Source organism: Promicromonospora sp. MEB111 (assembly GCF_030209445.1).
GTDB lineage: Bacteria > Actinomycetota > Actinomycetes > Actinomycetales > Cellulomonadaceae > Promicromonospora.
This window is the reverse complement of record NZ_JARVSD010000013.1, coordinates 107,174-133,140: the sequence shown is the minus strand read 5'-3', so window position 1 is coordinate 133,140 and position 25,967 is coordinate 107,174. Positions and strand designations below refer to the sequence as shown.

Here is a 25,967-nt window from a genome sequence, read left to right as displayed (position 1 = left end):
GCTGCGGCGGGACGCGCCTCGGTGGGGCGGCCGACGTCGGCGACCTGCGCCGCGTCCCGTGCGGGCGCGCTCACGAGGAGCGACCCGTCGTGGCGCGCGAGCGCGCGCCGGAGCGACCCTCGGCCCGCGCCGTCGCCCAGGCCAGCGCGATCTCCCGGGCCGCTCCGGCCGGGTCCGGCCTGCCGCAGACGGCGGAGACGACGGCGCTGCCGGTCGCACCGGCGCCGTGCAGCGCGGCGACGTCGTCCGCCCGCAGCCCGCCGATCGCCACGCACGGCAGCGACGCGGCGGCCGTGACGACGCTCAGCCGGGCGAACCCGATCGCCGGCCGGGCGTCGGTCTTGGTCAGGGTGGGCCGCACCGGGCCCACGCCGAGCAGGTCGACGGTGCCGGGCGGCAGCTCGGCGACGGCCCGCGCCTCGTCCGGCGTGCTGACGCTCAGCCCGAGGTGCCGCTCCGGGCCGAGCAGCCGTCGCGCCGAGACGGGGTCGAGGTCACGCTGGCCCACGTGGGCGCCGTCGGCGTCGACCGCGAGCGCCACGTCGACCCGGTCGTCGACCACGAGCGGTACCCCCAGCGGCCGCAGCAGGGCGACCAGGGCGCGGCCGAGGTCCACCAGCTCGCGGGTGGTGGCGTCCGGGTCCCGGAGCTGGACGGCGGTCACGCCGCCGTCGACCGCCGCGCCCACGGTGGCGACGACCCCGGCGGGGCCGCCGCACTGCTGGGTGTCGGTGACGAGGTAGACGGACGGGTCGAGGCGGATCCGGGCGCTCATGCCTCGGCTCGCGCGGGCTCGCGCCCGGCCGCGGTGGCGGGCTCGTCCACGAGGCGGGCGCCGAGACCGACGGCCTCGGCGTCGACGTCGAACACGCGGTCGACCAGCTCGACGGCGAAGCTGCCGGGCGTGGTCGACGTGGTGCGGTCGGCGGCGACACACAGCCAGGCCGTCGCGGTGGTCGCGGCGAGCAGGCGGTCCTCGGTGGCGGCGGCACACGCGGCGACCAGCGCGCCGAGCGAGCACCCGACGCCGGTCACGCGCGTCATCAGGGACGTGCCCGCCTGGACGCGCACCACCCGCTCGCCGTCGGTGATCAGGTCGGACGCGCCGCTGACGGCGATCACGGCGCCGGAGGCCCGGGCCAGGCCGAGCGCGACGTCCCGCACGCCGTCGGGCGTGTCGAGGGAGTCGACGCCGCGGCCGCCCGCGCCGCCGGCGAGCGCCTGGATCTCGGACGCGTTGCCGCGGACGACGGCGGGGCCACGCGCGAAGAGCTCGGCCGCGAGGCGGGTGCGCAGCGGCAGCGCGCCGATGGCCACGGGGTCGAGCACCCAGGGCACGCCTGCGGCGGTGGCGCCGTCGACGGCGGCGCGCATGCCGTCGGCCTGGCCGCCCTCGACGGTGCCGAGGTTGATCAGCAGGCCGCCGGCGACGCCGGCCAGGACCGGTGCCTCCTCGGGGTCGGCGACCATGGCCGGTGCCGCGCCGGCGGCGAGCAGCACGTTGGCCGTGAAGTTGGTGACCACGACGTTGGTGACGCAGTGCACCAGGGGTGCGGTGGCACGCACCGCGGTGACGACCGACGCGACGGCGTCGGGCAGGACGGAGCCCATGAGGCGTTCCCTTCGCTAGCACTACCTAGATCAGGTTCCACGGGTACATCTCAGCCGGGCTGCTGCCCGGCGCCCCGCGCCATATGGGTGCCGACCTTATACGCCTGGTGCCGGTGCCCGGAACCGCGGGCGAGTGCTCAGGAGCCGGTCCCGGCCCGGTACTGCAGCCCGTCGACGAGCAGGTCGAGCATGCGCCGGCCGTGGTCCGGCTCCTCGTCCTCCATGGGCAGCGACAGCTTGGACACGGCGTACAGGAGGTCCTGGGGGCTGACGACGTCGCGGACGGCGCCGTCCGCGACGGCGGCGTCGAGCAGCGAGCCGAGGGCGGGGCCGAGCCGCCCGATGAAGTAGGCGGGCAGGGCGTCGAACGCCGGGTCGCCCGAGTGCAGCGCCGAGGCGAGCCCGCGCTTGGTCACGAGGAACTGGGTGTAGCGGTGGAGCCACTTCTCGAGCGCGACGACCGGCGGGTGCTCGGCCGCCAGCGTCGGGGCGGTGTCGGCGGTGGCGTCGACCTCCGCCTGGAACACGGCCTTGACCAGGTCCGACCGCTTGGGGAAGTGGCGGTAGAGCGTGCCGACCCCGACGCCGGCCAGGTCGGCGATCTCCTTGGCGGGCGCGTCGACGCCCGACGTGCCGAAGACCTGCTTGGCGGCGTCGAGCAGCGCGTCGATGTTGCGCTGCGCGTCGCGGCGCAGCGGCCGCTGCTCTGTGTCCTGGATCACTTCGCTCCCGATCTCTTGCTAACCGGAATGGCTTTCCATATAGTTCTGGAAGATCGTTCCGCTTAGCTCAAGACTACGGCATCGCGGTGACGCCCACCAGACCTCTCGACCCCAGGAGGGCCCCATGCAGTACCGCAGCCTCGGCCGGACCGGCATCAAGGTCAGCCCCTACGCGCTCGGCGCGATGATGTTCGGAGCGATCGGCAACCCCGACCACGACGAGTCGGTCAAGATCATCCACAAGGCCCTCGACGCGGGGATCAACTTCATCGACACGGCCGACGCGTACTCCCGCGGTGAGTCCGAGGAGATCGTGGGCAAGGCGCTCAAGGGCCGCCGCGACGACGTCGTGCTGGCCACCAAGGTGCACCTGCCGATGAGCGACGACCCCAACCACCGCGGCAACTCGCGGCGCTGGATCATCGCCGAGGTGGAGAACTCGCTGCGCCGCCTGGGCACCGACCACATCGACCTGTACCAGATCCACCGGCCCGACCCGGACACCGACGTCGAGGACACGCTCGCCGCGCTGACCTACCTGGTCAACTCCGGCAAGGTGCGGGCCATCGGCTCGTCCACGATGCCCGCCGCCGACATCGTCCAGGCACAGTGGGTGGCCGAGCGGCGCGGACTGGAGCGGTTCCGCACCGAGCAGCCGCCGTACTCGATCCTCAACCGCGGCATCGAGCGCGACGTCCTGCCGGTCGCCCAGCAGTACGGCATGGGCACCCTGGTCTGGAGCCCGCTGGCCGGAGGGATGCTCACCGGCCGGTACCGCAAGGGCCGCGCCAGCGACGCCCATCGGGCGCAGTACGGGTTCGCGCACCTCCAGGACGAGCGGCGCCTCGACGTCGTCGAGCAGCTCATCCCCGTCGCGCAGGACGCCGGGATCCCGCTGAACCACCTCGCGATGGCGTTCGCCATCGCCCACCCCGGTGTCACGTCCGCGATCATCGGCCCGCGCACCATGGAGCACCTCGACAGCGCGCTCGCGGGCGCCGAGGTCAGTCTGAGCGACGAGATCCTCGACCGGATCGACGCCATCGTGCCGCCCGGCACCGACATCGGCCGCCTCGACATGGCCTACGACCCGCCGGCCATCCAGCAGCCCACCCTGCGCCGTCGGCCCGCCGAGCAGCGTGCGGCCGCGGCCTGACCCGGCCCCGCTCCACCGCGTGAGAGGAACCGCCATGTCCCATCGCCAGCACCCCCTCGGTACCGGCTTCACCGCCGCCTCCACGGTCGACGACGTCCTCGCGGGCGCCGACCTGACCGGCAGGAACGTGATCGTCACGGGCGGTCACTCGGGTCTCGGCCTGGTGGCCACGCGGGCGCTGGCCGGGGCAGGCGCCTCGGTCACGGTCGCCTCGCGCGACCCGAAGCGCGCGGCCGCCGCCGTCGCCGGCATCGAACGGGTCGAGGTCGGCCGGCTCGAACTGCTGGACCCGACGTCGATCGACGCGTTCGTCGAGCGCTACCTGGGCTCCGGGCGACCGCTGCACGTGCTGATCAACAACGCGGGCTACCCGGCCCCGCCGCGGATCGAGCGGGACGCCCGCGGCTACGAGGCGCAGCTCGCCACCAACCACCTCGGCCACGTCCAGCTCACCCTGGGTCTCCACCCGGCGCTCCGGGCCGCGGACGGCGCCCGCGTGGTCACCACCACGTCCGGCGCCCAGCGGATGTCCGACATCCTGTGGGACGACCCGAACTTCACCGCCGGCGGCTACGACCCGGGGCTCGCGTACGCCCAGTCGAAGACGGCGAACGTGCTGTTCACGGTCGAGCTCGACCGGCGCTGGGCGGGCGACGGGATCCGCGCCTACGCGCCGCACCCCGGCATCGTGCCGGCCACGGCCTTCAACCGCTCGGTGGGCCTGGAGGCCCAGCGCGCGATGCGCCTGATCGACGACGCCGGCAACCCGGTCATCGACCCGGAGCACGGCAAGAAGACCCCGGAGCAGGGCGCCGCGACGATCGTGTTCGCCGCCACCAGCCCCCTGCTCGCCGACGTCGGCGGCGTCTACCTCAACAACAGCGACGTCTCGCCGCTGGACGAGGACCCCCGTCCGGTCGACCTCACGGGGGCGGACGCCGACGACGTCCCGGCCGACGTCGTGCCGCACTCGATCGACCCGGACTCGGCCCGCAGGCTGTGGGACCTGACGGAGCGCCTGCTCGCGGCGTGACCGCCACGGGGGCGAACCGGGGTAGCGCTCACCCGGCCGCACTCCCCAGCCGCAGTCGAAGGTGCGCTTCTACCTAGTTATGGGGCCCGGAAACACCCCAGTTCCGGGCCCGATGACTGGGTAGAAGCGCACCTCGTGCGCGGCCGAGCAACGCGTCAGAGCCGCGTCCACGCCTCGCTCAGCACGCCCCGCAGGATCTGCTCGATCTCGTCGAACTCCGCCTGCCCGATCGTGAGTGGCGGCGCGAGCTGCACCACCGGGTCCCCGCGGTCGTCGGCGCGGCAGTACAGCCCGGCCTCGAACAGGGCCGGCGTCAGGAACCCGCGCAGCAGGCGTTCGGCCTCGTCGCCGGAGAAGGTCTCGCGCGTGGCCTTGTCCCGGACGAGCTCGATCCCGTAGAAGTACCCGGCGCCGCGCACGTCGCCCACGATCGGCAGGTCGTGCAGCCGCTCCAGGGTGGCCCGGAAGGCGGGCGCGTTCTCCTTGACCCGCCCGGTCAGGTCCTCCTCCTCGAAGAGGTCGAGGTTCGCCAGGGCCACGGCCGCCGAGACCGGGTGCCCGCCGAACGTGTACCCGTGCGCGAAGGTCGTCGACCCGTGGGCGAACGGCTCGAACACGCGGTCGGAGACGAGGCACGCGCCGATGGGGGAGTAGCCGGACGCCATGCCCTTGGCGCACGTGATCATGTCCGGCACGTAGCCGAAGTCGTCGCACGCGAAGATCGACCCGATCCGGCCGAACGCGCAGATCACCTCGTCGGAGACCAGCAGCACGTCGTGCCGGTCGCAGATCTCGCGCACCCGCTCGAAGTACCCGGGCGGGGGCGGGAAGCAGCCGCCGGCGTTCTGCACGGGCTCGAGGAAGACGGCCGCCACCGAGTCGGGCCCCTCCGCCTCGATGAGCACCTCGATCTGGTCGGCGGCCCACCGGCCGAACGCCTTGGGGTCGTCGCGCAGGTCCTCGGACGCCCGGTAGATGTTCGTGTTCGGCACCTTGAATGCGCCCGGGACCAAGGGCTCGAACGGCTCCTTGAGGCCCGGCAGGCCCGTCACGGAGAGCGCGCCGTGGGTGGTGCCGTGGTAGGCGATGGTCCGCGAGATCACCTTGTACTTGCCGGGCCGGCCCTGCAGCTTCCAGTACTGCTTGGCCAGCTTGAACGCCGTCTCCACGGCCTCGGAGCCGCCGGTGGTGAAGAACACGCGGTTCAGGTCGCCCGGGGCGAGGTCGGCCAGCCGCTCCGCCAGGTCGATGGCCGGCGGGTGCGCGAACGACCACAGCGGGAAGTAGGCGAGCTCGCCCGCCTGCCGGGCCGCCGCCTCGGCGAGCACCTTGCGGCCGTGCCCGGCCTGGACCACGAACAGCCCCGAGAGCCCGTCGATGTACCGGCGTCCGGCCGCGTCCCAGACGTGATGGCCCTCGCCGCGCACCAGCGTGGGCACCCCGGCGTCCCAGGCGGACTGCCGCGTGAAGTGCCCCCAGAGGTGACGACGGGCGGCGTCGTCCCGCGGGGTTCCGCGCGGCGTGCGGTTGGCCCCGCCGGGGGCGGGGGCAGCGTTCTCGGTCATCGTCGTCCCCCGTCGTCGCGGCTTCCCGACCAGGCTAAGCCGGGTGGGTCAGCGGCGGCTCGTCCAGTTGAAGACCGCCCACCCCGTCACCAGCGCCCCCACGGTGACCAGCGCGGTGGCCGTGACCGCCTGGATCGGGCCGATCAGCGACGCGTCCAGCGCCACTTGGACCGTGCCGATCAGGGCGTACACGCCGGCGAAGACGGTGATGGCCGACAGCGTGCCGTCCATCAGCCGGCGGCGGGACCGCTCGCGCCGGGCCTCCGCCGCGCGCTCGCGGTCGCCGTGCAGCCGTTCGAGGGCCGCGAGCCGGGCCGCGATGGGTTCCTGCAGCAGCTCGCGGAGCCGTTCGGTGACGACGGCGGCCTGCTGCTCGAACCGCGACGCGTGCAGGAGCTGGTTGAGCATCCGCGACTCCAGCGCGGAGGCGAGGAACGTGGGGGAGGTGATGGTGGTCAGGGTCGTGCGGACCTCCGAGGCGAACTCGTGCAGCCGGAGCTGCTCGCGCGTGAGCCGTTCCTTGCGGTCGGCGAGGTCCGCGCCGTTGTTCACGTCGTGGTCGGCGAGCATGGTCGCGACGATCCGCAGGTGGTCGGCCAGGGTGGCGTTCCAGGCGCTGAAGAGCCCGTTGAGGCTGGCCACGAACTCGGCGAGCGACCCGTACTGGGAGATCTTGAAGTGCGCGGTGCCCACCAGCGCGACCGTGGTCGAGTTGGTGGCCACCGCCACGACGTCGCCCAGGTGCCGCACCCCCTCCAGGAGCACGGGGTTGCGCTGGCGCAGGGTCCAGTCGCACAGCGTGGCCGTGCCGTAGGACACGGGCTGCAGCAGCACCTGCGAGCCGAACGCGGCCAGCATCTCGTCGCCCATCGTCACCGGCGTCCGGCGTTCCGGCGGCGCGGCCGGGCCGCGCCCGCGGCTCGCCTCGTAGACGGTGGTGACCACGTGGGCGCGCCCCTGGGCGATCTCGGTGCCCTTGCGCACCAGGTCCGCCGTCGCGCGCTGGAGCAGGTCGGCCAGGTCGAAGAGGCGTTCCGGCGGCAGGGCGCCACCGGGGTCGACGTCGACGGGCGAGCCGTCCAGCGCGATCCACCGCACCCGGATGTCGGCGTGCAGGTTGGACAGGCGGAACCGGGCGTCGCGGACCTGCTGCGGCGACTGGTCGCGCGACGAGTACCGGAACCGCACGTAGTGGTTGCCGAACTCGGTGAACCGCACGTCGCAGGACAGCTCCGCGATGAACGTCCCGTCGGGCTGCTCCAGGCGCACGTTCGGCATCGACAGCGACGCGCCGCCGTAGGGGCGGGCGGCCCGGTCGACGCTCGCCCAGACGTCGTCCATCTTGAGGCGGCCGCGCACCGCGAAGGCCTGGACGCCCAGCAGCTCCGGGTGCTCGTCCCGGTGCGCGAGGCGGCGGATGGCGGTGACGGCGGCGGCCGGCCGCACGTCCCGCAGCCCGAACGGATAGATGTAGACGGTCCGCAGCCGGTCGAGCGTGAGCCAGGTCGAGTCGAGGTTGCGGTGCAGCTCGGTCAGGTGCATGCGGTAGGAGCGCAGCTCGCTGGCCAGGATGTAGTTGAGGTGCCGGTCGGTCTCGGCGGCGCGCAGGCCGTCCAGCGCGGGGCCCAGCCGGTCGGGTTCGCCGGCCATGGCGTCGGACGCCGCCCGCGCGGCCTCGGCCAGGGCGCGGAAGTACCGGACGCGGGTCACGGCCTGGGGTACCAGGGCGCGGCGGAACGGCGACGTCGGGTCGGGGATCGCCCGGGCGGCCTGCAGGAGCTCCCCGCACCGTTCGCCGGCCCGCCCGGCGGCGTCGGCCACGCGCAGCAGGTCGCCCGCGCTGCGGGCGGCCGCCGTGTGCATCTGGGTGATCAGCGTGCGCAGCAGCACGGCGACGGCGTCGCCCTCGGCGCGGCAGACGTCGTCGGGCGCGCGGTCGCGGTACGTCTCCCAGGTCTCGACGAAGGCCCGCAGCGGCACGATGATGCGGCCGTGCCGGAAGGTGTACTGCAGGGCGTCGCTCGCCTGGGACCACAGGTACACGCCGAGCAGCGCGGCGGCCCGCGGCCTGTCGACGACGGCGCGCAGCGCGGCGGCGGTCTCCGGGCCGCGTGGGTCGCCGGGCACGGGGTGGCGGCGGTTGGGCGCGTCGCCGTCGTCGCCCATGTTCCAGCGCGAGGCCGCCCAGATCGCGCTGACGTCCACGCCGATCTCGCGCAGCTGGCGCGCCACGCGCGAGTCGCCGTCGGCCGCGGACCAGGCCTCGGTCTGGAACATCGAGGTCAGGCTCTCCGCGAGGGAGGACGGGCCGTGCGCGTGCAGCTCCCGGAACCCAGGGACGGACGAAACCGACATGTCCACAGGTTAATGACCAGTAACCAATGTTTCAACGAATCACCATGTGCTTGACATGGTGAACGTCGGGTGGTCGTCGCGGGGGAGCCGTGCACTTCCCGCCGGGCTGTCAGCAAGGTGTCGTAGTCTCGGTGCCGTGAGCATCGTTCCGCACATCGTTGGTGTGCTCGTCCTGCTGGTGGGCGTCCTGGTCTCGGTCGGTCTGCACGAGCTGGGGCACATGATCCCGGCCAAGAAGTTCGGTGTGCGCGTGAGCCAGTACATGGTGGGATTCGGGCCCACCCTCTGGTCGCGCACCAAGGGCGAGACGGAATACGGCATCAAGGCGATCCCGCTCGGCGGGTTCGTGCGGTTGGTCGGCATGATGCCGCCCGCCCCCGCCGGGACCCGGCGCGGCAAGGGCTTCTGGAACGAGCTCGTCGCCGACGCGCGCGACGCGTCGGTCGCCGAGGTGCGGCCCGGCGAGGAGCACCGCGCCTTCTACAACCTCTCGACGCCCAAGAAGCTCGTCGTCATGTTCGGCGGACCGTTCATGAACCTCGTGATCGCCACGTTCCTCATGGCGATCATCCTGATCGGCTACGGCCTGCCCGCCGTCTCCACCACGGTCGCCCAGCTCTCCGAGTGCGTCCCCGCGTCGGTGACGTCCACCGCCACGGGCGACGACTGCGAGGGCCAGCCCGCCGCTCCCGCCGCCGCGGCGGGCCTCCAGCCCGGCGACGAGGTCGTCTCCTTCGGTGGCGCCGAGGTGACCGGCTGGCAGCAGCTGGTCGGCCTCATCAACGACTCCGCGGGGCAGGAGTCCGAGGTCGTGGTGCTGCGCGACGGCGAGCGCGTCACGCTCGAGGTCACCCCCGCCCCCACCGAGCGCCCGGTCGTGGACGAGCAGGGCGTCGCGGTCCTGGGCGCCGACGGCGAGCCGGTCGTCGAGCCGGGCGGCTTCGTGGGCTTCTCCCCGCTCCAGGTCCGGGAGCGCCAGCCGCTGTCGCGCGTGCTGCCCGAGGTGGGCAACATGACCTGGCAGACGGCGACCATGGTGGCGACCCTGCCGGTCCGCGTGGCCGACGCGGCCACCCAGGCCTTCACCGACGAGGAGCGCTCGCAGGACTCGGTGCAGTCGATGGTGGGCGTGGCCCGGATCAGCGGCGAGATCATGGCGCTGGACGAGGCGATCCTCGACCGCGTGATGATCTACCTGAGCCTGCTCGCGAGCCTCAACATCGCGCTGTTCGTCTTCAACCTCATCCCGCTGCTGCCGCTCGACGGCGGGCACCTGGTCAACGCCCTCTACGAGGGCGGCAAGCGCACGGTCGCCCGGGTGCGCGGGGCGGCGGTGCTGCCCGGCCCCGCCGACGTCGCCCGCATGACCCCCGTGGCGTACGTGGTGTTCCTGATCCTGCTCGGCGTGGGCGGCGTCCTCGTCGTGGCCGACCTGGTGGATCCCGTGCGGATCACGTGATGCCAGACACCAAGTGCGTTTTGCACCTTCTGAAGCGTGGATACTGATCCTGTGACCGCAATCAGCCTCGGCATGCCAGCAGCACCCCCGCCGGTCCTCGCCCCTCGCCGCAAGACCCGCAAGATCAAGGTCGGCAAGGTGGAGGTGGGTGGTGACGCTCCCATCAGCGTGCAGTCCATGACCACCACGCCCACCACCGACATCAACGCGACCCTCCAGCAGATCGCGGAGCTCACCACGGCAGGCTGCGACATCGTGCGCGTCGCCGTGCCGAGCGCCGACGACGCCGAGGCGCTGCCGATCATCGCGAAGAAGTCCCAGATCCCCGTGATCGCGGACATCCACTTCCAGCCCAAGTACGTGTACGCCGCGATCGACGCCGGCTGCGCCGCCGTCCGCGTGAACCCGGGCAACATCCGCAAGTTCGACGACCAGGTCAAGCAGATCGCCCAGGCGGCCAAGGACGCCGGGGTCTCGCTGCGCATCGGCGTCAACGCGGGCTCGCTCGACAAGCGCATCCTGGAGAAGTACGGCAAGCCCACCCCGGAGGCCCTCGTGGAGTCCGCCGTGTGGGAGGCCAGCCTCTTCGAGGAGCACGACTTCCACGACTTCAAGATCTCGGTCAAGCACAACGACCCCGTCGTGATGGTGCGCGCCTACGAGCTGCTCTCCGAGCGGGGCGACTGGCCGCTGCACCTCGGCGTCACCGAGGCCGGCCCGGCGTTCCAGGGCACCATCAAGTCGGCCACCGCGTTCGGCGCCCTGCTCAGCAAGGGCATCGGCGACACGATCCGCGTCTCCCTCTCGGCCCCGCCGGTCGAGGAGGTCAAGGTCGGCAACCAGATCCTGCAGGCCCTCAACCTGCGCCCGCGCAAGCTCGAGATCGTCTCCTGCCCGTCCTGCGGCCGCGCCCAGGTGGACGTGTACACGCTCGCCGAGAAGGTCACGGCGGGCCTGGAGGGCATGACCGTCCCGCTGCGCGTCGCCGTCATGGGCTGCGTCGTCAACGGCCCGGGCGAGGCCCGCGAGGCCGACCTCGGCGTGGCGTCGGGCAACGGCAAGGGCCAGATCTTCGTCAAGGGCGAGGTCATCAAGACCGTTCCCGAGGCGATGATCGTCGAGACCCTCATCGAAGAGGCGATGCGGATCGCGGACGAGATGCCCACGCCGGAGAATGAGGCACAGGCCGGTTCGCCGGTCGTCTCTGTCGGCTGAGCCGGAGCAGGATCTCGGACTCGGGCGATACTGAAGGGTCGGACTCGAACGGAGCAAGGCATGTCTCGGTGGCGCACCCCGGTTCCGGCCGGGGCGCGCCCTGACGGCCCGTTCGAACCGGGCGAACAGGACATTCGTTCGCAGCTCGACCGCGGCGAGGTCCTCGCCCGGGCGCTGACCCGCGGGGACCTGGCGGCGGCGCTCGCGGTCTGCGCCGTCGACCCCGTCGCGTCGGTGCTCGCCACCGCGCGCCTGGAGATCGCGGCGCGCTCGGGGTTCGGTGCCGCCGCGGGCCAGGCGTGGGGGTTCCCCGCCGTCGGCCCGCTCGAGGCGGTGTGCTGGTCCGGCGCCAACCTGGTGCCCGTGGTCCCGATCACGGACCCGGCCCGGCGCGCCGAGGCGATCGCCGCCTTCACGGCGGTCGCGCGCGTGTACGGACGGCGGTCCTCGTCGATCGTGGGGGAGCAGCGGGCCGCGCTCGCGCTCTGGGAGCGGCTGTCCCCGCACTGGCCGGCGGCCCGGGACATCCGGGCCGACCAGCCGTCGATGGCCATCGGGACGGCGCCCTCGGTGCCGCCCGAGCCCACGGTCCGCCGGTCGGTCCTGGCCGAGCTGGACCTCGTCCTGCCCGCCTGCGTGCGCATGTTCACCGAGGAGGTCGGCTACTCGCCGGTCGCCTCCGGCGGCTCCGCCTACGCGGAGCGCGTGAAGTCGCTCATCGCGGAGGGGCGGTCGTTCGTCCGCCTCGTGCCCGACGTCGCCGGGCGGCCCGCCGTGGCCTTCAAGGCCGAGCTCGGCGCGGTGGCCGGCGGGGTCGCCCAGGTGCAGGGCGTCTGGGTGGAGCCGGCGTTCCGCGGTCGCGGCTGGTCGGAGTCGGGCATGGCGGCGGTGGTCGACGCGACCCGCGCGTCGGTCGCGCCGGTCGTCTCGCTCTACGTGAACGCCTACAACGAGCGGGCCATGGCGGCATACCGGCGGGTCGGCTTCGAACAGGTGGGCACGTTCGCGACGGTCCTGTTCTGACTGTTCGCCTCTGACCCTCCCCTTCGAGGCCTAAGTTTCTTCGCTTTCGAGCGCCGCAAAGCGAAGAAACTTAGGCCTCGAAGGGGAATGGCGGCCCGGCCCACGGCCAGCGACGCCGGTCAGCGCAGCAGCTTGGACATCCGGCGGTCCGCCAGCGGCTTGCCGCCCGTCTGGCACGTCGGGCAGTACTGCATCGACCGGTCGGCGAACGACACCTCGTGCACCGTGTCGCCGCACGGGACGCCGTTCCAGCCGGGGCACGGCTCGCCGGTGCGCCCGTGCACCCGCATCCCGGCGCGCTTGGCGTCCTTGAGCTCCTTGGCCGGCTTGCCCGACGCCGCCTCGATCGCCTCGGCGAGCACGTCGCCGATCGCGGTGTGCAGCCGGGCGGTCTCCTCGGGCGTGAACGTCCCGGTCAGCTTGTACGGGCTGAACCGGCCGACGAGCAGGATCTCGTCGCTGTAGGCGTTGCCGATGCCGGCGATGGCCCGCTGGTCGCGCAGCAGGCCCTTGACCTGCTGGTTCTTCGCCGCGAGCAGCCCGGCCAGCACCTCGGTGGTGAACTCGGGCGCGAGCGGCTCCACACCCAGGGAGGCGATCATCTCGACGTCAGCCGGGTCGCGGACCACGTGCACCGCGAGCCGCTTGCGGGTCCCGGCCTCGGTCAGGTCGAACCCGGAGCCGTCGTCGAGCCGCACGCGCAGCGCCAGGATCGCGCCCCGGCTGGAACCGCCGAGCGACGGCCGGACGGGCTTGGTCGACAGGGCGTCCGACCAGCGCACCCAGCCGCCCCGGGAGAGGTGGAAGACCAGGTGGAGCGGGGCGCCGTCGGGCGCGGCATCGTCAGCGGCGGGGGAGACGGCAAGGTCCAGCCACTTGCCATGCCTGGCCACGTCCACGACCCGGCCCCCGGTGAGCGCCGATGGCGGCGGGTCGAACGTCTTGAGCGCCGCGATCGAGCCGACCTCCACCGCGGCGACGGTGCGCCCCGTCGTCCGCGCGCGCAGGAAGTCGGCGAGCGCGGCGACCTCGGGCAGCTCAGGCATGGCCTCATCCTCCGCAACTTCCCGGGACACGGCAAGGTAAGCACCACCAATTCCAGGCGAGCCGTGGGGCTCCGCGCGGATAGGCTGTGCCCCATGTCTTCCGCACGCCTCACTCAGGGCGACGTGCTGCGCATGTCGTCCCTCTTCGTCCGTACCCTGCGCGAGGACCCGGCCGAGGCCGAGGTCGCCAGCCACAAGCTCCTCGTGCGGGCCGGGTACATCCGCCGGGCCGCCCCGGGCATCTACTCGTGGCTGCCGCTCGGCCTGCGGGTGCTGGCCAAGATCGAGGCGATCGTCCGCGAGGAGATGGTCGCGATCGGCGGCCAGGAGGTGCACTTCCCGGCGCTGCTGCCGCGGGAGCCCTATGAGGCGACGGGCCGCTGGGAGGAGTACGGCGCCGGCCTGTTCCGGCTCAAGGACCGCAAGGACGCCGACTACCTGCTCGCGCCCACGCACGAGGAGATGTTCGCGCTCCTGGTCAAGGACCTGTACTCGTCGTACAAGGACCTGCCGGTCACGCTCTTCCAGATCCAGACCAAGTACCGCGACGAGGCGCGCCCCCGGGCCGGCCTGATCCGCGGGCGCGAGTTCATCATGAAGGACTCGTACTCCTTCGACGTCAAGGACGAGGGCCTGGACGTCAGCTACCAGAAGCACCGCGAGGCGTACGAGAAGATCTTCACGCGCCTCGGCCTGGAGTACGTGATCGTCTCCGCGATGTCGGGCGCCATGGGCGGCTCCCGCTCCGAGGAGTTTCTCTCGCCCTCGCCGATCGGCGAGGACACCTTCGTGCGCTCGCCCGGCGGCTACGCCGCCAACGTGGAGGCCGTGGTCACGCCCGTCCCCGAGGCGATCCCGTACGACGACGCCCCCGCGGCTCACGTCGAGGACACGCCGGACACCCCGACGATCGCCACGCTGGTCGACGTCGCGAACGCGAAGTTCCCCCGCCCCGACCGGGCCTGGACCGCCGCAGACACCCTGAAGAACGTGGTGCTCGCGCTGGTGCAGCCCGACGGGACCCGCGAGCTGGTCGTCGTCGGCCTGCCCGGCGACCGCGAGGTCGACCTCAAGCGCATCGAGGCCGCGCTCACCCCGGCCGAGCCCGAGGCCGCCACCGAGGAGGACTTCAAGAAGTTCCCCCAGCTGGTCAAGGGCTACATCGGCCCGCAGGCGCTCGGCCCCCAGGGCGAGCAGGTCGAGGGCGCCGACGGCGAGAAGGTCCCCGCCATCCGTTACCTCCTCGATCCCCGCGTGGTGTCCGGCACCCGCTGGATCACGGGTGCCAACGAGCCCGGCAAGCACGTGTTCGACCTGGTGGCCGGCCGTGACTTCACCGCCGACGGCACCGTCGAGGCCGCCGAGGTGCGACCCGGCGACCCGGCGCCCGACGGCTCCGGCCCGCTGGAGCTCGCGCGCGGCATCGAGATGGGCCACATCTTCCAGCTCGGCCGCAAGTACGCCGAGGCCCTCGGCCTGGTCGTGCTCGACGAGAACGGCAAGCAGGCCGTGGTGACCATGGGCTCGTACGGCGTCGGCGTCACGCGGGCGCTGGCCGCGCTGGCCGAGGCCAACCACGACGAGCGCGGCCTGGCATGGCCGGCGCACGTCGCGCCGGTGCACGTGCACCTGGTGGCGGCTAGCAAGGACGCTGCGGTGTTCGAGGCCGCCGCGAAGATCGCCGAGGAGCTGGCCGCCCGCGGCGTCGAGGTGCTCTACGACGACCGGGCCGGCAAGGTGACACCGGGCGTGAAGTTCAAGGACGCCGAGCTGCTCGGCGCCCCGCTCGTGGTCACCGTGGGCAAGAGCCTGGCCGACGGCGTGGTCGAGGTCCGGCCGCGCGCGGGCGAGGCGGAGCAGTTCCCCGTGGCCGGCATCGTGGACGCCGTGGTCGAGCGCGTCGAGGCCCTGCTCGGCTGAAAGCCGAGGTCGGGGCCGACCGTCAGGCGAGCTCCGGCATTCCCGGGAACGGGACTGCCGGAGCGCCCCACCGGGCGCCGGCGAGCGTGGAGTCCGTCAGGAGCGCGACCAGCACGGCGCGCGTGCCCGGTTCGGCGATGCCGACCAGCGAGGCGTAGTTCTGCGCCAGGCCGTTCTCGAGGTCGCGGGCGAGGTCCGTCGTGGTGATGTCGGTTCCGGGCACCGCATAGGCGACGCGCCGCGGGTCCTGGTCGGTGCCGTCCGTCCCGGCGGCGACGGCCCAGTCCTGGGCCCGGGCGCGGTGCACCACGGCGCGCTCGTGCGCCTGGGTGCGGACCGGCTCGTCGGCCTGCGCCGCCCGCACCTCGAGCGCGTAGGCCGCCGTGTCCTCGGCCAGGATCAGGGCGCTCAGGTCCTCGGCCGCGAGCCCGGTGGGCAGCACGGCGGTCTCCTCCTCCTTGGCCGACGCGGGCGTCGCCGAGCCCTCGTCGCCCTCGCTGGGCTCCGGGGCGGCGTCGGCGGGCTCGGGGATCTCGGTGGGGGGCAGCGCCGGGCCGTCGGCCCCGGTGAGCTGCGCGAGGGTCCTGGCGTGCTGCGTCTGCGACGTGGAGATCGAGGCGAGCAGCCGGCCCAGCGGCCCGGACGGTGCCTGGTCGGCCGCCGCCCGGGTACGCGTCGCGGCGTCGCCCAGCGACACGACGACGGCCCGGGGCGTGGGCTCCTGGGTGGTGGCGGAGGGCGAGGAGCCGGAGTCCTCGGCCACGATGTCGCCGAGGCCGGAGTCGTACTCGCCGCCGAGCTCTTCCGCCTGCGCGGTCGCGGTCTCGGCGATGACGGTGAGCTCGGCCTCCACGTCGGCCCTGATCCCGTCCGACGTCGCGGCGGTCGAGGCCTGGTCGGCCACCAGCAGCGCGTCGGCCACGGCGGTGCGCCGCAGGACCTCCGCCGCGTCGGGCACGGGCTCCGTCGGCGGCGGCGTCTCCAGCCGCAGCCCGCAACCTGAGAGAATGATCGCGCAGGTCAGGGCCAGCGCAGTCAGGCCTGACCGGCGTCGGGAGCGGGCCGTGCGGCCGTAGGGGTTCATCGGGGCCGATGATGCCATGTTCTGGAACCCCGTTCGTGCCCGACCGGTTGCGGTCGGGTCACGGACATCACGTTCTTCGCGAAGTGCCGAGGTCCGACGCTTCGTTAGGCTTGACGCAGACAACAACAGCACATCGGTCGAACCGTTCCGGCTCGAACCGTGCCCCCGCCCGGGGGAGCCGACGGGAGGCAGTCGATGACACAGCAGGCGGATGCGGTCCGCGAGGTGGTGGGGCCGGTGGTCGAGGCCGCCGGGCTCTACCTCGAGGAGGTGAGCGCCACCCGGGCGGGCAGCAAGTCCGTGGTCCGGGTCACCGTCGACCTGCCGGACGACGCCGTGGGCAGCCTGGACTCCGACGTCCTCGGCGACGTGTCGCGCGCGATCTCCGCGGCGCTGGACACGGACGACGTCGTCGCCGGTGCCTACACGCTCGAGATCTCGACGCCGGGCACCTCCCGGCCGCTGACCGAGCTGCGCCACTTCAAGCGTGCCCGCACGCGGATGGTGACGCTCAAGCTCACCGACGGCGGCCGGGTCGAGGGCCGGCTGACCGACGTGCTCGACGACGCCGTGCTGGTGCTCGACGACGACCGGCACGTCCCGCTCGGCGACGTCGCGCGGGGCAAGGTCGAGGTCGAGCTGCGACGGCTCGAGGACGCCCAGGATGCCGAGGATTCGGAACTGGGCGAGAGTGCAGGTGAAGACACCGACGAGGACTCGGACGGTGCCGCTACGGACAACACGACCGAGGGTCACCCCGGCCGCAACGAGGAAGGCTGACATGGACATCGACATGAGCACGCTCCGGATGCTGGAGCGCGAGAGGGACCTCAGCCTGGACGTCCTCGTCGCGGCCATCGAGCAGGCGCTCCTCTCGGCCTACCACCGCACCCCGGACGCCTACAACCGGGCCCGGGTCGAGGTGGACCGCGCGTCGGGCCACGTGACGGTGTGGGCGCGCGAGGAGCTGCCCGTCGCCGCGGACCCTGAGGATCCGGACGCGCGCCCCGTCGTGGAGCTCGGGCCCGAGTTCGACGACACGCCGCAGGACTTCGGCCGCATCGCGACCGCGACGGCCCGCCAGGTGATCGTCCAGCGGCTGCGCGACGCCGAGGACGACCAGGTGCTCGGCACCTTCCGCGGCAAGGAGGGCGAGGTCCTGGCCGGCGTCATCCAGCAGGGCCGCGACCCGCGCATGGTGCTGGTGGACGTGGGCGGGACGGAGGCGGTGCTGCCGCCGCACGAGCAGGTGCCCACCGAGGAGTACGTGCACGGCGAGCGCCTGCGCGCCTACGTGGTCGAGGTCAGCCGCGGAATGAAGGGCCCCCAGATCACGTTGAGCCGTACGCACCCGAACCTGGTGCGCAAGCTCTTCGAGCTCGAGGTCCCGGAGATCGCGGACGGCTCGGTGGAGATCACAGCCATCGCCCGCGAGGCGGGGCACCGCACCAAGATGGCCGTGCGCTCGCGTGTGTCCGGGCTCAACGCCAAGGGCGCGTGCATCGGCCCGATGGGCGCGCGTGTCCGCGCCGTGATGGCCGAGCTGCACGGCGAGAAGATCGACATCGTCGACCACAGTGACGACCCCGCGTCCTTCGTGGCCAGCGCGCTGTCGCCGGCCCGTGTGTCGTCGGTCACAGTGGTCGACGCCGATGCGCGTGCCGCGCGGGCGATCGTCCCCGACTACCAGCTCTCCCTCGCGATCGGCAAGGAGGGCCAGAACGCCCGGCTCGCCGCGAAGCTGACGGGCTGGCGGATCGACATCCGCTCGGACGAGGCGGCGGACGCCGACGCAGGTGGCGCCGCCGCCGACGCGCAGAGCGGTCGGTAACGCCCGGTGGGTCGGCGCGGTAGACTGTCCGAGTCTGGGCCACGCGCCCGTCTTTCGACACACCCCGTTCCGCCTGTCATGGGCCCGGTGCGTACGTGTGTCGGGTGCCGGGGGCGCGACCAGCGGTCTGCACTCCTGCGTCTGGTGCTGGATTCTCCGACGCACGGTGTCGACGTGGCAGAGCCACGGCGCATCGTGGTCGATGTCCGTGCCTGTCTGCCGGGTCGCGGTGCCTGGGTTCACCCGGAGCCGCAGTGCCTGGAGCTCGCCGAGCGCCGCAGGGCCGTCCCCCGCGCACTGCGCGCCGACGGACCCCTCGACCTCGGCGGGGTACGAGCACACCTCGGCCGGTGAGGGGATGCCGACCGCAAGACCGTCCCGACCGGGCGTCACACCGCGCCCGGCCGAATCATGAAGTTCGTCGACAAGGAAGCGGGTCAGAAGCCGATGGGCACCCGATGAGTCCCCAGCGATGAGTACGCAGTCCTAAAGGTGGTCCTCCCTGTCCCGGGATGGACCGAGACAGGAGAGATGTGGCAAAGATCCGCGTTCACGAGCTGGCTAAGCAGCTCGGAGTGGAGAGCAAGACCCTGATGGGCGAGCTGAAGGCCGCGGGCGAGTTCGTCCGCTCGGCCTCCTCGACCCTTGAGGCCCCCGTCGAGCGAGCGATGCGCGACAAGTTCCCGGTCGGTGGCGCCGCCGGCGCGTCCGACAAGGGCGCTGCGGCGAAGCCGGCCGTGAAGAGCGCGCCGAAGCCGGCCGCGAAGCCCGCGGCCCGGAAGCCCGCCGAGGCGGCTCCTGCCCCGGCGCCCGCACCGGCCCCCCGTTCCGAGGCGGCACCCGCACCTGCGCCCGCCCCGGCACCGACCCCTGCGCCGGAGGCTCCCGCCCCGGCTCCGGCAGCCGAGCAGACCCCTGTGGCCCCCGCGGCGTCGGCCACGCCGGCCGCCGCGGCGCCCAAGCCCGGCGCGCCGAAGCCGGCCGCCGCGGCACCCAAGCCTGGTGCGCCCAAGCCCGCCGCGACGCCCTCGGGTGCGCGTCCGGGTGGTCGCGACGGCGGCCGTGGTGGCCGTCCGGGCGGTGGCAACCCGCGCCCGGGCAACAACCCGTTCGCGACCAGCCAGGGCATGCCCCGTCCCGGTGGCGGCCGTGGTGGCCGCCCGGCGGCCGGTGCCGGCGAGCGTCCCGGTGGCGGTAACCCGCGCCCGGGCAACAACCCGTTCGCGACGAGCCAGGGCATGCCCCGCCCGGGGCAGCGCCCCGAGCGCACGGAGTCGGCCGGCGAGCGCCCGGGCGGCCCCCGTCCCGGTGGCCCGCGTCCCTCGGCGCCCCGTCCCGGTGGCACCGGTGGCGGTGGCCCGCGTCCGAACCCCGGCATGATGCCGGGCAAGACCAACATGCCGCGTCCGGGCGACCGCCCGGCGCCGGGTGGTGGCCGTGGTCGCCCCGGTGGCGGCGGCGGTGGCCGTCCCGGTCCTGGTGGCGCCGGCGGTGCCGGTGCTCCGGGTCGTCCCGGTGGTGGCGGCGGCGGCTTCGGCGGCCCGCGCCGGGGTGCCGGTGGTCGCGGTGCGACGCAGGGTGCCTTCGGGCGCGCCGGCGGCAAGCCGGTCCGCGGTCGTAAGTCGCGCCGGGCGAAGCGCCAGGAGTTCGAGGCGATGCAGGCCCCGTCGCTCGGCGGCGTGCAGGTTCCCCGCGGCAACGGCAGCACGGTCGTGCGCCTGCGCCACGGTGCGTCGCTGAACGACTTCGCCGACAAGATCGACGCGAACCCCGCGGCGCTCGTGACCGTCCTGTTCCACCTGGGCGAGATGGCCACGGCCACCCAGTCGCTCGACGAGGACACGTTCGGCACGCTCGCGAACGAGCTCGGCTACCAGATCGAGATGGTCTCGGCCGAGGAGGAGGACCGCGAGCTGCTCGGGTCGTTCGACATCGACCTGGAGGCCGAGGAGGCAGGGGAGTCCGACGACGACCTGGCCGCCCGTCCGCCGGTCGTGACCGTCATGGGTCACGTCGACCACGGTAAGACCAAGCTGCTCGACGCCATCCGCAAGTCGGACGTGGTGGCGGGCGAGCACGGTGGCATCACGCAGCACATCGGTGCCTACCAGATCACGCACGAGCACGAGGGCGTCGAGCGCGCCATCACGTTCATCGACACCCCGGGTCACGAGGCGTTCACCGCCATGCGTGCCCGTGGTGCCCAGGTCACGGACATCGCGATCCTCGTGGTCGCGGCCGACGACGGCGTGATGCCGCAGACGGTCGAGGCCGTGAACCACGCGCAGGCCGCCGGCGTGCCGATCGTCGTCGCCGTCAACAAGATCGACGTCGAGGGCGCCAACCCGGCGAAGGTGCGTCAGCAGCTCACCGAGTACAACCTGGTGGCCGAGGAGTACGGCGGCGACACGATGTTCGTCGACGTCGCGGCCAAGCCGGGGATCGGCATCGACGACCTCATCGAGGCCGTCCTGCTGACCGCCGACGCGGCCCTCGACCTGCGCGCCAACCCGTCCAAGGACGCGCGCGGCGTCGCGATCGAGGCCAACCTCGACAAGGGTCGCGGCCCCGTGGCCACGGTGCTGGTCCAGTCCGGCACGCTGCACGTCGGCGACTCGATCGTCGCCGGCACGGCCCACGGCCGTGTGCGTGCGATGTTCGACGAGCACGGCAACGCGGTCGACGCCGCGACGCCGGCCCGTCCGGTCCAGGTGCTGGGTCTCACCAGCGTCCCGAGCGCCGGCGACACGTTCCTCGTGGCGCCGGACGACCGCACGGCACGTCAGATCGCCGAGAAGCGTGAGGCGGCCGAGCGCGCCGCGACGCTGGCCAAGCGCCGCAAGCGGATCAGCCTCGAGGACTTCGACACCGAGCTCAAGAAGGGCAAGGTCGAGAGCCTCAACCTCATCCTCAAGGGTGACGTGTCCGGTGCCGTCGAGGCACTGGAGGACGCGCTGCTCAAGATCGACGTGGGCGAGGAGGTCGAGCTGCGCGTCATCCACCGTGGTGTGGGTGCGATCACGCAGAACGACGTCAACCTGGCCACCGTCGACAGCGCCGTGATCATCGGCTTCAACGTGAAGTACGGCGAGCGCGTCGAGGAGCTGGCGGAGCGCGAGGGCGTCGACGTCAAGTTCTACTCGGTCATCTACCAGGCGATCGAGGACGTCGAGGCGGCCCTCAAGGGCATGCTCAAGCCGGAGTACGAGGAGGTCCAGCTCGGGACCGCGGAGATCCGTCAGGTCTTCCGCTCCTCGAAGTTCGGCAACATCGCCGGTTCGGTGATCCGCTCGGGCACCATCCGACGCAACTCGAAGGCGCGTGTGCTCCGCAACGGCACCGTGGTGGGGGACAACCTCACGATCGAGTCGCTGCGTCGCGAGAAGGACGACGTCACCGAGGTCCGCGAGGGCTTCGAGTGCGGTATCGGTCTCGGGTCGTTCAACGACGTCACCGAGGGCGACATCATCGAGACCTTCGAGATGCGCGAGAAGCCGCGCGACTGACACCACTGTCGCCGAGTCAGCATGCTGGTCCGTCCAGATCCCGGGAGTTCCCGGGGTCCGGGCGGACCAGCATGCTGACTCAGCGACGTCGGAAAGGACTGGACCATGGTCGACAACCCGCGGGCTCGTAAGCTCGCCGACCGCATCAAGGTGATCGTCGCGCAGATGATCGACACGCGGATCAAGGATCCGCGGCTCGGTTTCGTGACGGTCACGGACGTCCGGGTCACCGGCGACCTGCAGAACGCCTCGGTGTTCTACACGGTCTACGGCTCGGACGAGGACCGCGAGGGCACGGCCGCGGCGCTGAAGAGCGCCACCGGCCTGATCCGCTCGGAGGTGGGCAAGCAGACGGGTATCCGCCTGACGCCGACCCTCGAGTTCCACCTCGACTCCGTGCCCGACACGGCCGCGAACCTCGACGCCGCACTGATCGAGGCCCGCAAGCGTGACGCCGAGCTCGAGGCGCTGCGTGCCGGTGCCCGGTACGCGGGCGACGAGGACCCCTACAAGAAGCCGCGCGAGGACGACGCCGAGGCCGAGTGACCTCCGACCCCACGCTCGCGCGTGACATCGCCGCCGCCTGCCGCCTGACCGGGACATTCACGCTCCGGTCGGGCCAGGCGGCGTCGTCCTGACCAAGGCCGACCTCGACGCCGCGCGGCACTCCTGAGCCGCGCGATACTGGGACCCATGACCTCTCCCACCTCGCAGGCTCCCGCGCGCCGTCCCACGGCCGCCGACGGGTTCGTCGTGGTCGACAAGCCGCAGGGCTGGACCAGCCACGACGTCGTCGGGCGGATGCGGCGCCTGGCCGGGACCCGCAAGGTCGGCCACGCCGGCACGCTCGACCCGATGGCGACCGGCGTGCTCGTGCTCGGGATCGGCAAGGCGACGCGCCTGCTCACGTACGTGGTCGGCGCCGACAAGGACTACGACGCCACGATCCGGCTGGGCGTGGCCACGACCACGGACGACGCCGAGGGCACGGTCGCCGCCGTGGCCGGTCAGGACGCCGTCGGGCGCGTGGACCGGGCGGCGCTGGACGCCGCGGTCGCCGATCTCACGGGCGACATCCTGCAGGTGCCCACGTCCGTGTCCGCGATCAAGGTGGACGGCAAGCGCGCCTACGCGCGGGTTCGCGCCGGGGAGGAGGTCGCGCTCCAGGCACGGCCGGTCACCGTCTCCCGGTTCGAGGTCCTGGACGTCCGGGCGGCCACCGCCGTGGTGCCCGACGGCGACCTGGGGGACACCGCCGTGGACGACCCCGCGTCCGCGGACCCCTCCGCGGAGCCGGGTGTCGCCCCCACGGCCGCCGAACCCGGCGCCGGCCCCACCCGGGAGGTGCCTGTGGTCGACGTCGACGTGCGCGTCACCGTCTCGTCCGGCACCTACGTGCGCGCCCTGGCCCGCGACCTCGGCGCGGTGCTCGGCACCGGCGGCCACCTGACCGCGCTGCGCCGCACCCGCGTGGGTGGCTACCCCCTGGCCGGCGCCCGCACGCTGGAGGAGCTGGAGGCGCAGGCCGACGCCGACGGCACGCTGGCCACGCTCCCGCTCGCCGAGGCCGCGCGCGGCACGTTCCCGGTGCGCGAGCTCGACGAGGCCGAGGTGCGCGCGCTCGGCTACGGCCAGTGGGTCGAGCCGTCGGGGCGCGCCGAGGTCGTGGCCGCGCTGTCGCCGTCGGGCACGCTCGTGGCGCTGCTGGAGGACACGCGGCGCCGCGGCGAGAGCCTCGCCAAGCCGGTCCTGGTGCTCGAACCCGCGCCCTGACCGGGCCGGCGCGCGCCGGGCACGGCCCCGGTCGGGCTACGCTTGACGACCGGTGCGGATGTCGCGCGAGCGGCCCTAGCGCCTGCGCCACCCGATTCATGAGGAGCAACCCGCGTGCAGCTGTGGACGGACCTGGAACAGGTTCCCCCGGGATTCGGGCCATCAGTGGTGACGATCGGCAACTTCGACGGCGTCCACCGCGGCCACCAGGCGGTGCTCGACCGCATCCTCCGGCTCGCCCGGAGCGACGCGGCCAGCGCCGTCGCCGTGACGTTCCATCCGCACCCTTCCGCGGTGCACCGGCCCGACTCGGCCCCGGAGCTGATCACGGGCCTGGAGGACCGCCTCGCGCTCATGGAGCGCACCGGCCTCGACGCGACCCTGCTGGTGAACTACACCCTCGACTTCGCCGCCCAGACGCCCGAGGAGTTCGTGTCCCGCTATCTGGTCGACGGCCTGCGCGCCCGCACCGTGGTGGTGGGGCACGACGTGCGCTTCGGCAAGCAGAACGCGGGCACGCTGGCCACCATGGTGGAGCTCGGCGGGCAGCACGGGTTCGAGGTCGTGGCCATCGAGGACGTGGGTGACTCGGCCGGCGAGGGTGACGGGCACCAGCGGTGGTCGTCGACGGCGGTGCGCGCGCTGCTCGCCGAGGGCGACGTCGACCAGGCCGCCGACGTGCTCGGCCGCCCGCACCTCGTGCGCGGCACCGTGGTGCACGGCGACGCGCGGGGCCGCGAGATGGGCTTCCCGACCGCCAACCTCGGCGACATCACCGGCCTGGTCCCGGCGGACGGCGTCTACGCGGGCTGGCTGCGCCGCGGCACGGCCGCGACGTGCGCGAGCCTCGCCGGGCCCGAGCACGACCGGGCGACCGCCTCCGGCGCGGGCCTCGGGCAGGAGGAGATCCTGCCCGCCGCGATCTCCGTCGGCACCAACCCGACGTTCGACGGCGTGGAGCGCCGCGTCGAGGCCTACGTGCTCGACCGGACCGACCTCGACCTGTACGACCAGACGGTCGTGCTCGAGTTCGTGGCGCACCTGCGTCCCACGCTGCGGTTCGACGGCATGGAGCCGCTGATCGCCCAGATGAACGACGACGTGGCGCGGGCCCGCAAGATCCTGCGGCCGTAGGGCGGATGCGGTCTCCGTAAACTAAGATTCAATCTTAGTAAGATCCGATCTTAGTTTGCGGAGGCGGCATGGAGTTTCGCGGACGCGACTCGGACCTGCGCCAGCTCGCGGGTCTGCTGGACGGTGTCGAGGCAGGGACGGGCACCACGCGAGGCAAGGCGCTGATCATGACCGGCCGGCGGCGCGTCGGCAAGTCGCGTCTGGCGCAGGAGTTCTGTGATCGCAGCGGACGTGACTATCTCGTGTTCCAGGCGACGCGGGGGCGCAACGCAATGGCCGAGCGGCGAGAGTTCCTCGCCACGCTCACCCAGTCGAGCCTGCGCGTGCCTGAGATCTTCGCGCACCTGAGCCCACCGGACTGGAACGGCACGCTCCGCGCGCTCGCCGAGGTACTGCCGGGCGACAGGCCGACAGTCGTCGTCCTCGACGAGGTGCCCTGGCTGGTCGAGCAGGACTCGGAGTTCGAGGGGGCACTCCAGACGGTCTGGGACCAGCACTTGTCGCAGAAGCCCGTGCTGCTCCTCCTCATCGGCAGCGACCTGTCGGTCATGGAGGCGCTGCAGACCTACGGCCGACCCTTCTTCGGGCGTGCGACCAAGATCGACATCGCGCCACTGAATCCGGCAGACGTCCAGGCGATGGCAGGCCTGAGCGCCGCCGACGCGATCGACGCGCACCTGATCACCGGTGGATTCCCCGAGATCGTCCGGACCTGGGCATCCGGCCAGCCACGGGTCGAGTTCCTCCGCGGCGCGCTCGGCGACCCGCTCTCGCCGCTTCTCGTCGCCGGCGAGCTCTCGCTGCTCGGCGAGTTCCCGGAGTCCTCGCGCAGCAGGGCGATCCTGGAGGCCGTGGGCGACGGCGAGCGGACGTTCTCGGCCATCGCCGCCGCGGCAGGGAGCTCGGGAACCTTGCCGGCCGGCACCCTGAACCCCCTGCTCAGAACGCTGGAGGCCAAGCGGATCGTCGAGACCGACCTCCCGCTGTCGACGTCGTCGGACACGAAGAACAAGCGGTACCGCCTCGGGGATCCCTACCTGCGTTTCTGGCTCGCCTTCCTGCGCCGCGCCATCCCACTCGTCGAGCGGGGGCGTGGGGACCTGGCCCTCGACCGCATCGAGCGATCGTGGAGCACGTGGCGTGGCAGGGCGGTGGAGCCGCTCGTCCGGGAGTCGCTGATGCGGATCCTGCTCGGCTCCGGATGGCCGGACGTCGAGGCTGTCGGCGGATGGTGGAACAGGCAGAACAACCCGGAGGTGGACCTGGTCGGTGCCGACCGTGCTCCGACTGCACGACGGGTCGAGTTCATCGGTTCCGTGAAGTGGTACGAGGCCGACACCTTCGGACGGCACGAGCTGGACGAGCTCGCCCGCGCACGCGGTGTCGTGCCGGGAACCGACGAGGACACGCCCCTGGTCGCCGTGGCCCGGAGCGGTTTCGACGCCGGTCTTCCGCTGGCGGCGCACTGGGGACCGGAGGAGATCGTCGCGGCCTGGAGGTGAGGCCCGACGGCGGGAGATCTTCCGGCCGCTCG

At 72.9% G+C, this 25,967-nt stretch carries 21 protein-coding genes and 1 riboswitch; of the genes, 14 read left to right on the top strand and 7 right to left on the bottom strand.

Annotated features, from left to right (window positions below; all coding sequences use genetic code 11):
* Nucleotides 1-70: 70 nt before the first annotated feature.
* The 3 genes from thiE to QRN56_RS16595 all read right to left on the bottom strand — a co-directional run bounded on the left by thiE (nucleotide 71) and on the right by QRN56_RS16595 (nucleotide 2,333).
* Complete coding sequence (gene thiE / locus QRN56_RS16605; protein ID WP_285105066.1) at nucleotides 71-775, bottom strand: thiamine phosphate synthase; 705 nt, start codon at nucleotides 773-775, stop codon at nucleotides 71-73.
* Complete coding sequence (gene thiM / locus QRN56_RS16600; protein WP_285105063.1) at nucleotides 772-1,611, bottom strand: hydroxyethylthiazole kinase; 840 nt, start codon at nucleotides 1,609-1,611, stop codon at nucleotides 772-774. Before thiM ends, thiE begins: the two co-directional genes overlap by 4 nt.
* Nucleotides 1,601-1,698, bottom strand: a riboswitch (TPP riboswitch). (Overlaps the previous gene by 11 nt.)
* 50 nt (nucleotides 1,699-1,748) lie before the next feature.
* A complete protein-coding gene (locus QRN56_RS16595; protein ID WP_285105061.1) occupies nucleotides 1,749-2,333 on the bottom strand; it encodes a TetR/AcrR family transcriptional regulator in 585 nt (194 codons plus the stop codon).
* Between the two features lie 124 nt (nucleotides 2,334-2,457).
* Between QRN56_RS16595 and QRN56_RS16590 the strand changes: the two genes are divergently transcribed.
* Both QRN56_RS16590 and QRN56_RS16585 read left to right on the top strand, forming a co-directional pair.
* A complete protein-coding gene (locus QRN56_RS16590) occupies nucleotides 2,458-3,489 on the top strand; it encodes an aldo/keto reductase (RefSeq protein ID WP_285105058.1) in 1,032 nt (343 codons plus the stop codon).
* 34 nt (nucleotides 3,490-3,523) lie between these two features.
* Nucleotides 3,524-4,522 (top strand): SDR family NAD(P)-dependent oxidoreductase, encoded by a 999-nt coding sequence (locus QRN56_RS16585; RefSeq protein ID WP_285105057.1) that lies wholly within the window; start codon nucleotides 3,524-3,526, stop codon nucleotides 4,520-4,522.
* A 155-nt stretch (nucleotides 4,523-4,677) separates the two neighbouring features.
* Here QRN56_RS16585 and QRN56_RS16580 read toward each other — a convergent pair whose 3' ends face one another.
* Together QRN56_RS16580 and QRN56_RS16575 are read right to left on the bottom strand one after the other, a co-directional pair.
* Nucleotides 4,678-6,087: an aspartate aminotransferase family protein gene (locus QRN56_RS16580; protein WP_285105055.1), complete on the bottom strand. Its 1,410-nt coding sequence runs from the start codon at nucleotides 6,085-6,087 to the stop codon at nucleotides 4,678-4,680.
* Nucleotides 6,088-6,135: 48 nt separating this feature from the next.
* On the bottom strand, nucleotides 6,136-8,442 hold the full coding sequence (locus tag QRN56_RS16575; protein ID WP_285105053.1) for a hypothetical protein: 2,307 nt from the start codon (nucleotides 8,440-8,442) through the stop codon (nucleotides 6,136-6,138).
* Between the two features lie 136 nt (nucleotides 8,443-8,578).
* Between QRN56_RS16575 and QRN56_RS16570 the strand changes: the two genes are divergently transcribed.
* From QRN56_RS16570 to QRN56_RS16560, 3 genes are all read left to right on the top strand, one after another.
* Complete coding sequence (locus QRN56_RS16570; RefSeq protein ID WP_285105051.1) at nucleotides 8,579-9,901, top strand: M50 family metallopeptidase; 1,323 nt, start codon at nucleotides 8,579-8,581, stop codon at nucleotides 9,899-9,901.
* A 72-nt stretch (nucleotides 9,902-9,973) separates the two neighbouring features.
* Entirely contained in the window at nucleotides 9,974-11,116 is a 1,143-nt protein-coding gene (ispG, locus tag QRN56_RS16565; protein ID WP_285105307.1) for a flavodoxin-dependent (E)-4-hydroxy-3-methylbut-2-enyl-diphosphate synthase, read from the top strand.
* Between the two features lie 60 nt (nucleotides 11,117-11,176).
* On the top strand, nucleotides 11,177-12,139 hold the full coding sequence (locus tag QRN56_RS16560) for a GNAT family N-acetyltransferase (protein ID WP_285105048.1): 963 nt from the start codon (nucleotides 11,177-11,179) through the stop codon (nucleotides 12,137-12,139).
* A gap of 119 nt (nucleotides 12,140-12,258) precedes the next feature.
* Here QRN56_RS16560 and QRN56_RS16555 read toward each other — a convergent pair whose 3' ends face one another.
* Entirely contained in the window at nucleotides 12,259-13,185 is a 927-nt protein-coding gene (locus tag QRN56_RS16555; protein ID WP_285105046.1) for a DNA-formamidopyrimidine glycosylase family protein, read from the bottom strand.
* 93 nt (nucleotides 13,186-13,278) lie between these two features.
* On the opposite strand from QRN56_RS16555, the gene QRN56_RS16550 reads away from it, so the two are divergent.
* Nucleotides 13,279-15,105 (top strand): proline--tRNA ligase, encoded by a 1,827-nt coding sequence (locus tag QRN56_RS16550; RefSeq protein ID WP_285105044.1) that lies wholly within the window; start codon nucleotides 13,279-13,281, stop codon nucleotides 15,103-15,105.
* Nucleotides 15,106-15,127: 22 nt separating this feature from the next.
* On the opposite strand, the gene QRN56_RS16545 is transcribed toward QRN56_RS16550, so the two are convergent.
* Nucleotides 15,128-16,207, bottom strand: a complete 1,080-nt coding sequence (locus tag QRN56_RS16545; RefSeq protein ID WP_285105043.1) for a DUF4439 domain-containing protein — start codon at nucleotides 16,205-16,207, stop codon at nucleotides 15,128-15,130.
* A gap of 177 nt (nucleotides 16,208-16,384) precedes the next feature.
* Between QRN56_RS16545 and rimP the strand changes: the two genes are divergently transcribed.
* The 8 genes from rimP (at nucleotide 16,385) to QRN56_RS16505 (ending at nucleotide 25,935) form a co-directional block, all read left to right on the top strand.
* Nucleotides 16,385-16,969, top strand: coding sequence for a ribosome maturation factor RimP (gene rimP / locus QRN56_RS16540; protein WP_285105041.1), 585 nt, complete (start codon nucleotides 16,385-16,387; stop codon nucleotides 16,967-16,969).
* A 1-nt stretch (nucleotide 16,970) separates the two neighbouring features.
* Complete coding sequence (gene nusA / locus QRN56_RS16535) at nucleotides 16,971-18,020, top strand: transcription termination factor NusA (protein ID WP_285105038.1); 1,050 nt, start codon at nucleotides 16,971-16,973, stop codon at nucleotides 18,018-18,020.
* A gap of 78 nt (nucleotides 18,021-18,098) precedes the next feature.
* Nucleotides 18,099-18,374, top strand: a complete 276-nt coding sequence (locus tag QRN56_RS16530) for a YlxR family protein (protein WP_350224580.1) — start codon at nucleotides 18,099-18,101, stop codon at nucleotides 18,372-18,374.
* Between the two features lie 179 nt (nucleotides 18,375-18,553).
* Entirely contained in the window at nucleotides 18,554-21,526 is a 2,973-nt protein-coding gene (gene infB, locus QRN56_RS16525; protein WP_285105033.1) for a translation initiation factor IF-2, read from the top strand.
* A 105-nt stretch (nucleotides 21,527-21,631) separates the two neighbouring features.
* Entirely contained in the window at nucleotides 21,632-22,072 is a 441-nt protein-coding gene (rbfA, locus tag QRN56_RS16520) for a 30S ribosome-binding factor RbfA (protein WP_285105031.1), read from the top strand.
* A 147-nt stretch (nucleotides 22,073-22,219) separates the two neighbouring features.
* Entirely contained in the window at nucleotides 22,220-23,299 is a 1,080-nt protein-coding gene (gene truB / locus QRN56_RS16515) for a tRNA pseudouridine(55) synthase TruB (RefSeq protein WP_285105028.1), read from the top strand.
* 114 nt (nucleotides 23,300-23,413) lie between these two features.
* Nucleotides 23,414-24,433 carry a bifunctional riboflavin kinase/FAD synthetase gene (locus tag QRN56_RS16510; protein ID WP_285105025.1) on the top strand — a complete coding sequence of 340 codons (1,020 nt, stop codon included), beginning with the start codon at nucleotides 23,414-23,416 and terminating at the stop codon, nucleotides 24,431-24,433.
* 68 nt (nucleotides 24,434-24,501) lie between these two features.
* Complete coding sequence (locus QRN56_RS16505) at nucleotides 24,502-25,935, top strand: ATP-binding protein (protein ID WP_285105024.1); 1,434 nt, start codon at nucleotides 24,502-24,504, stop codon at nucleotides 25,933-25,935.
* Nucleotides 25,936-25,967 lie beyond the last annotated feature (32 nt).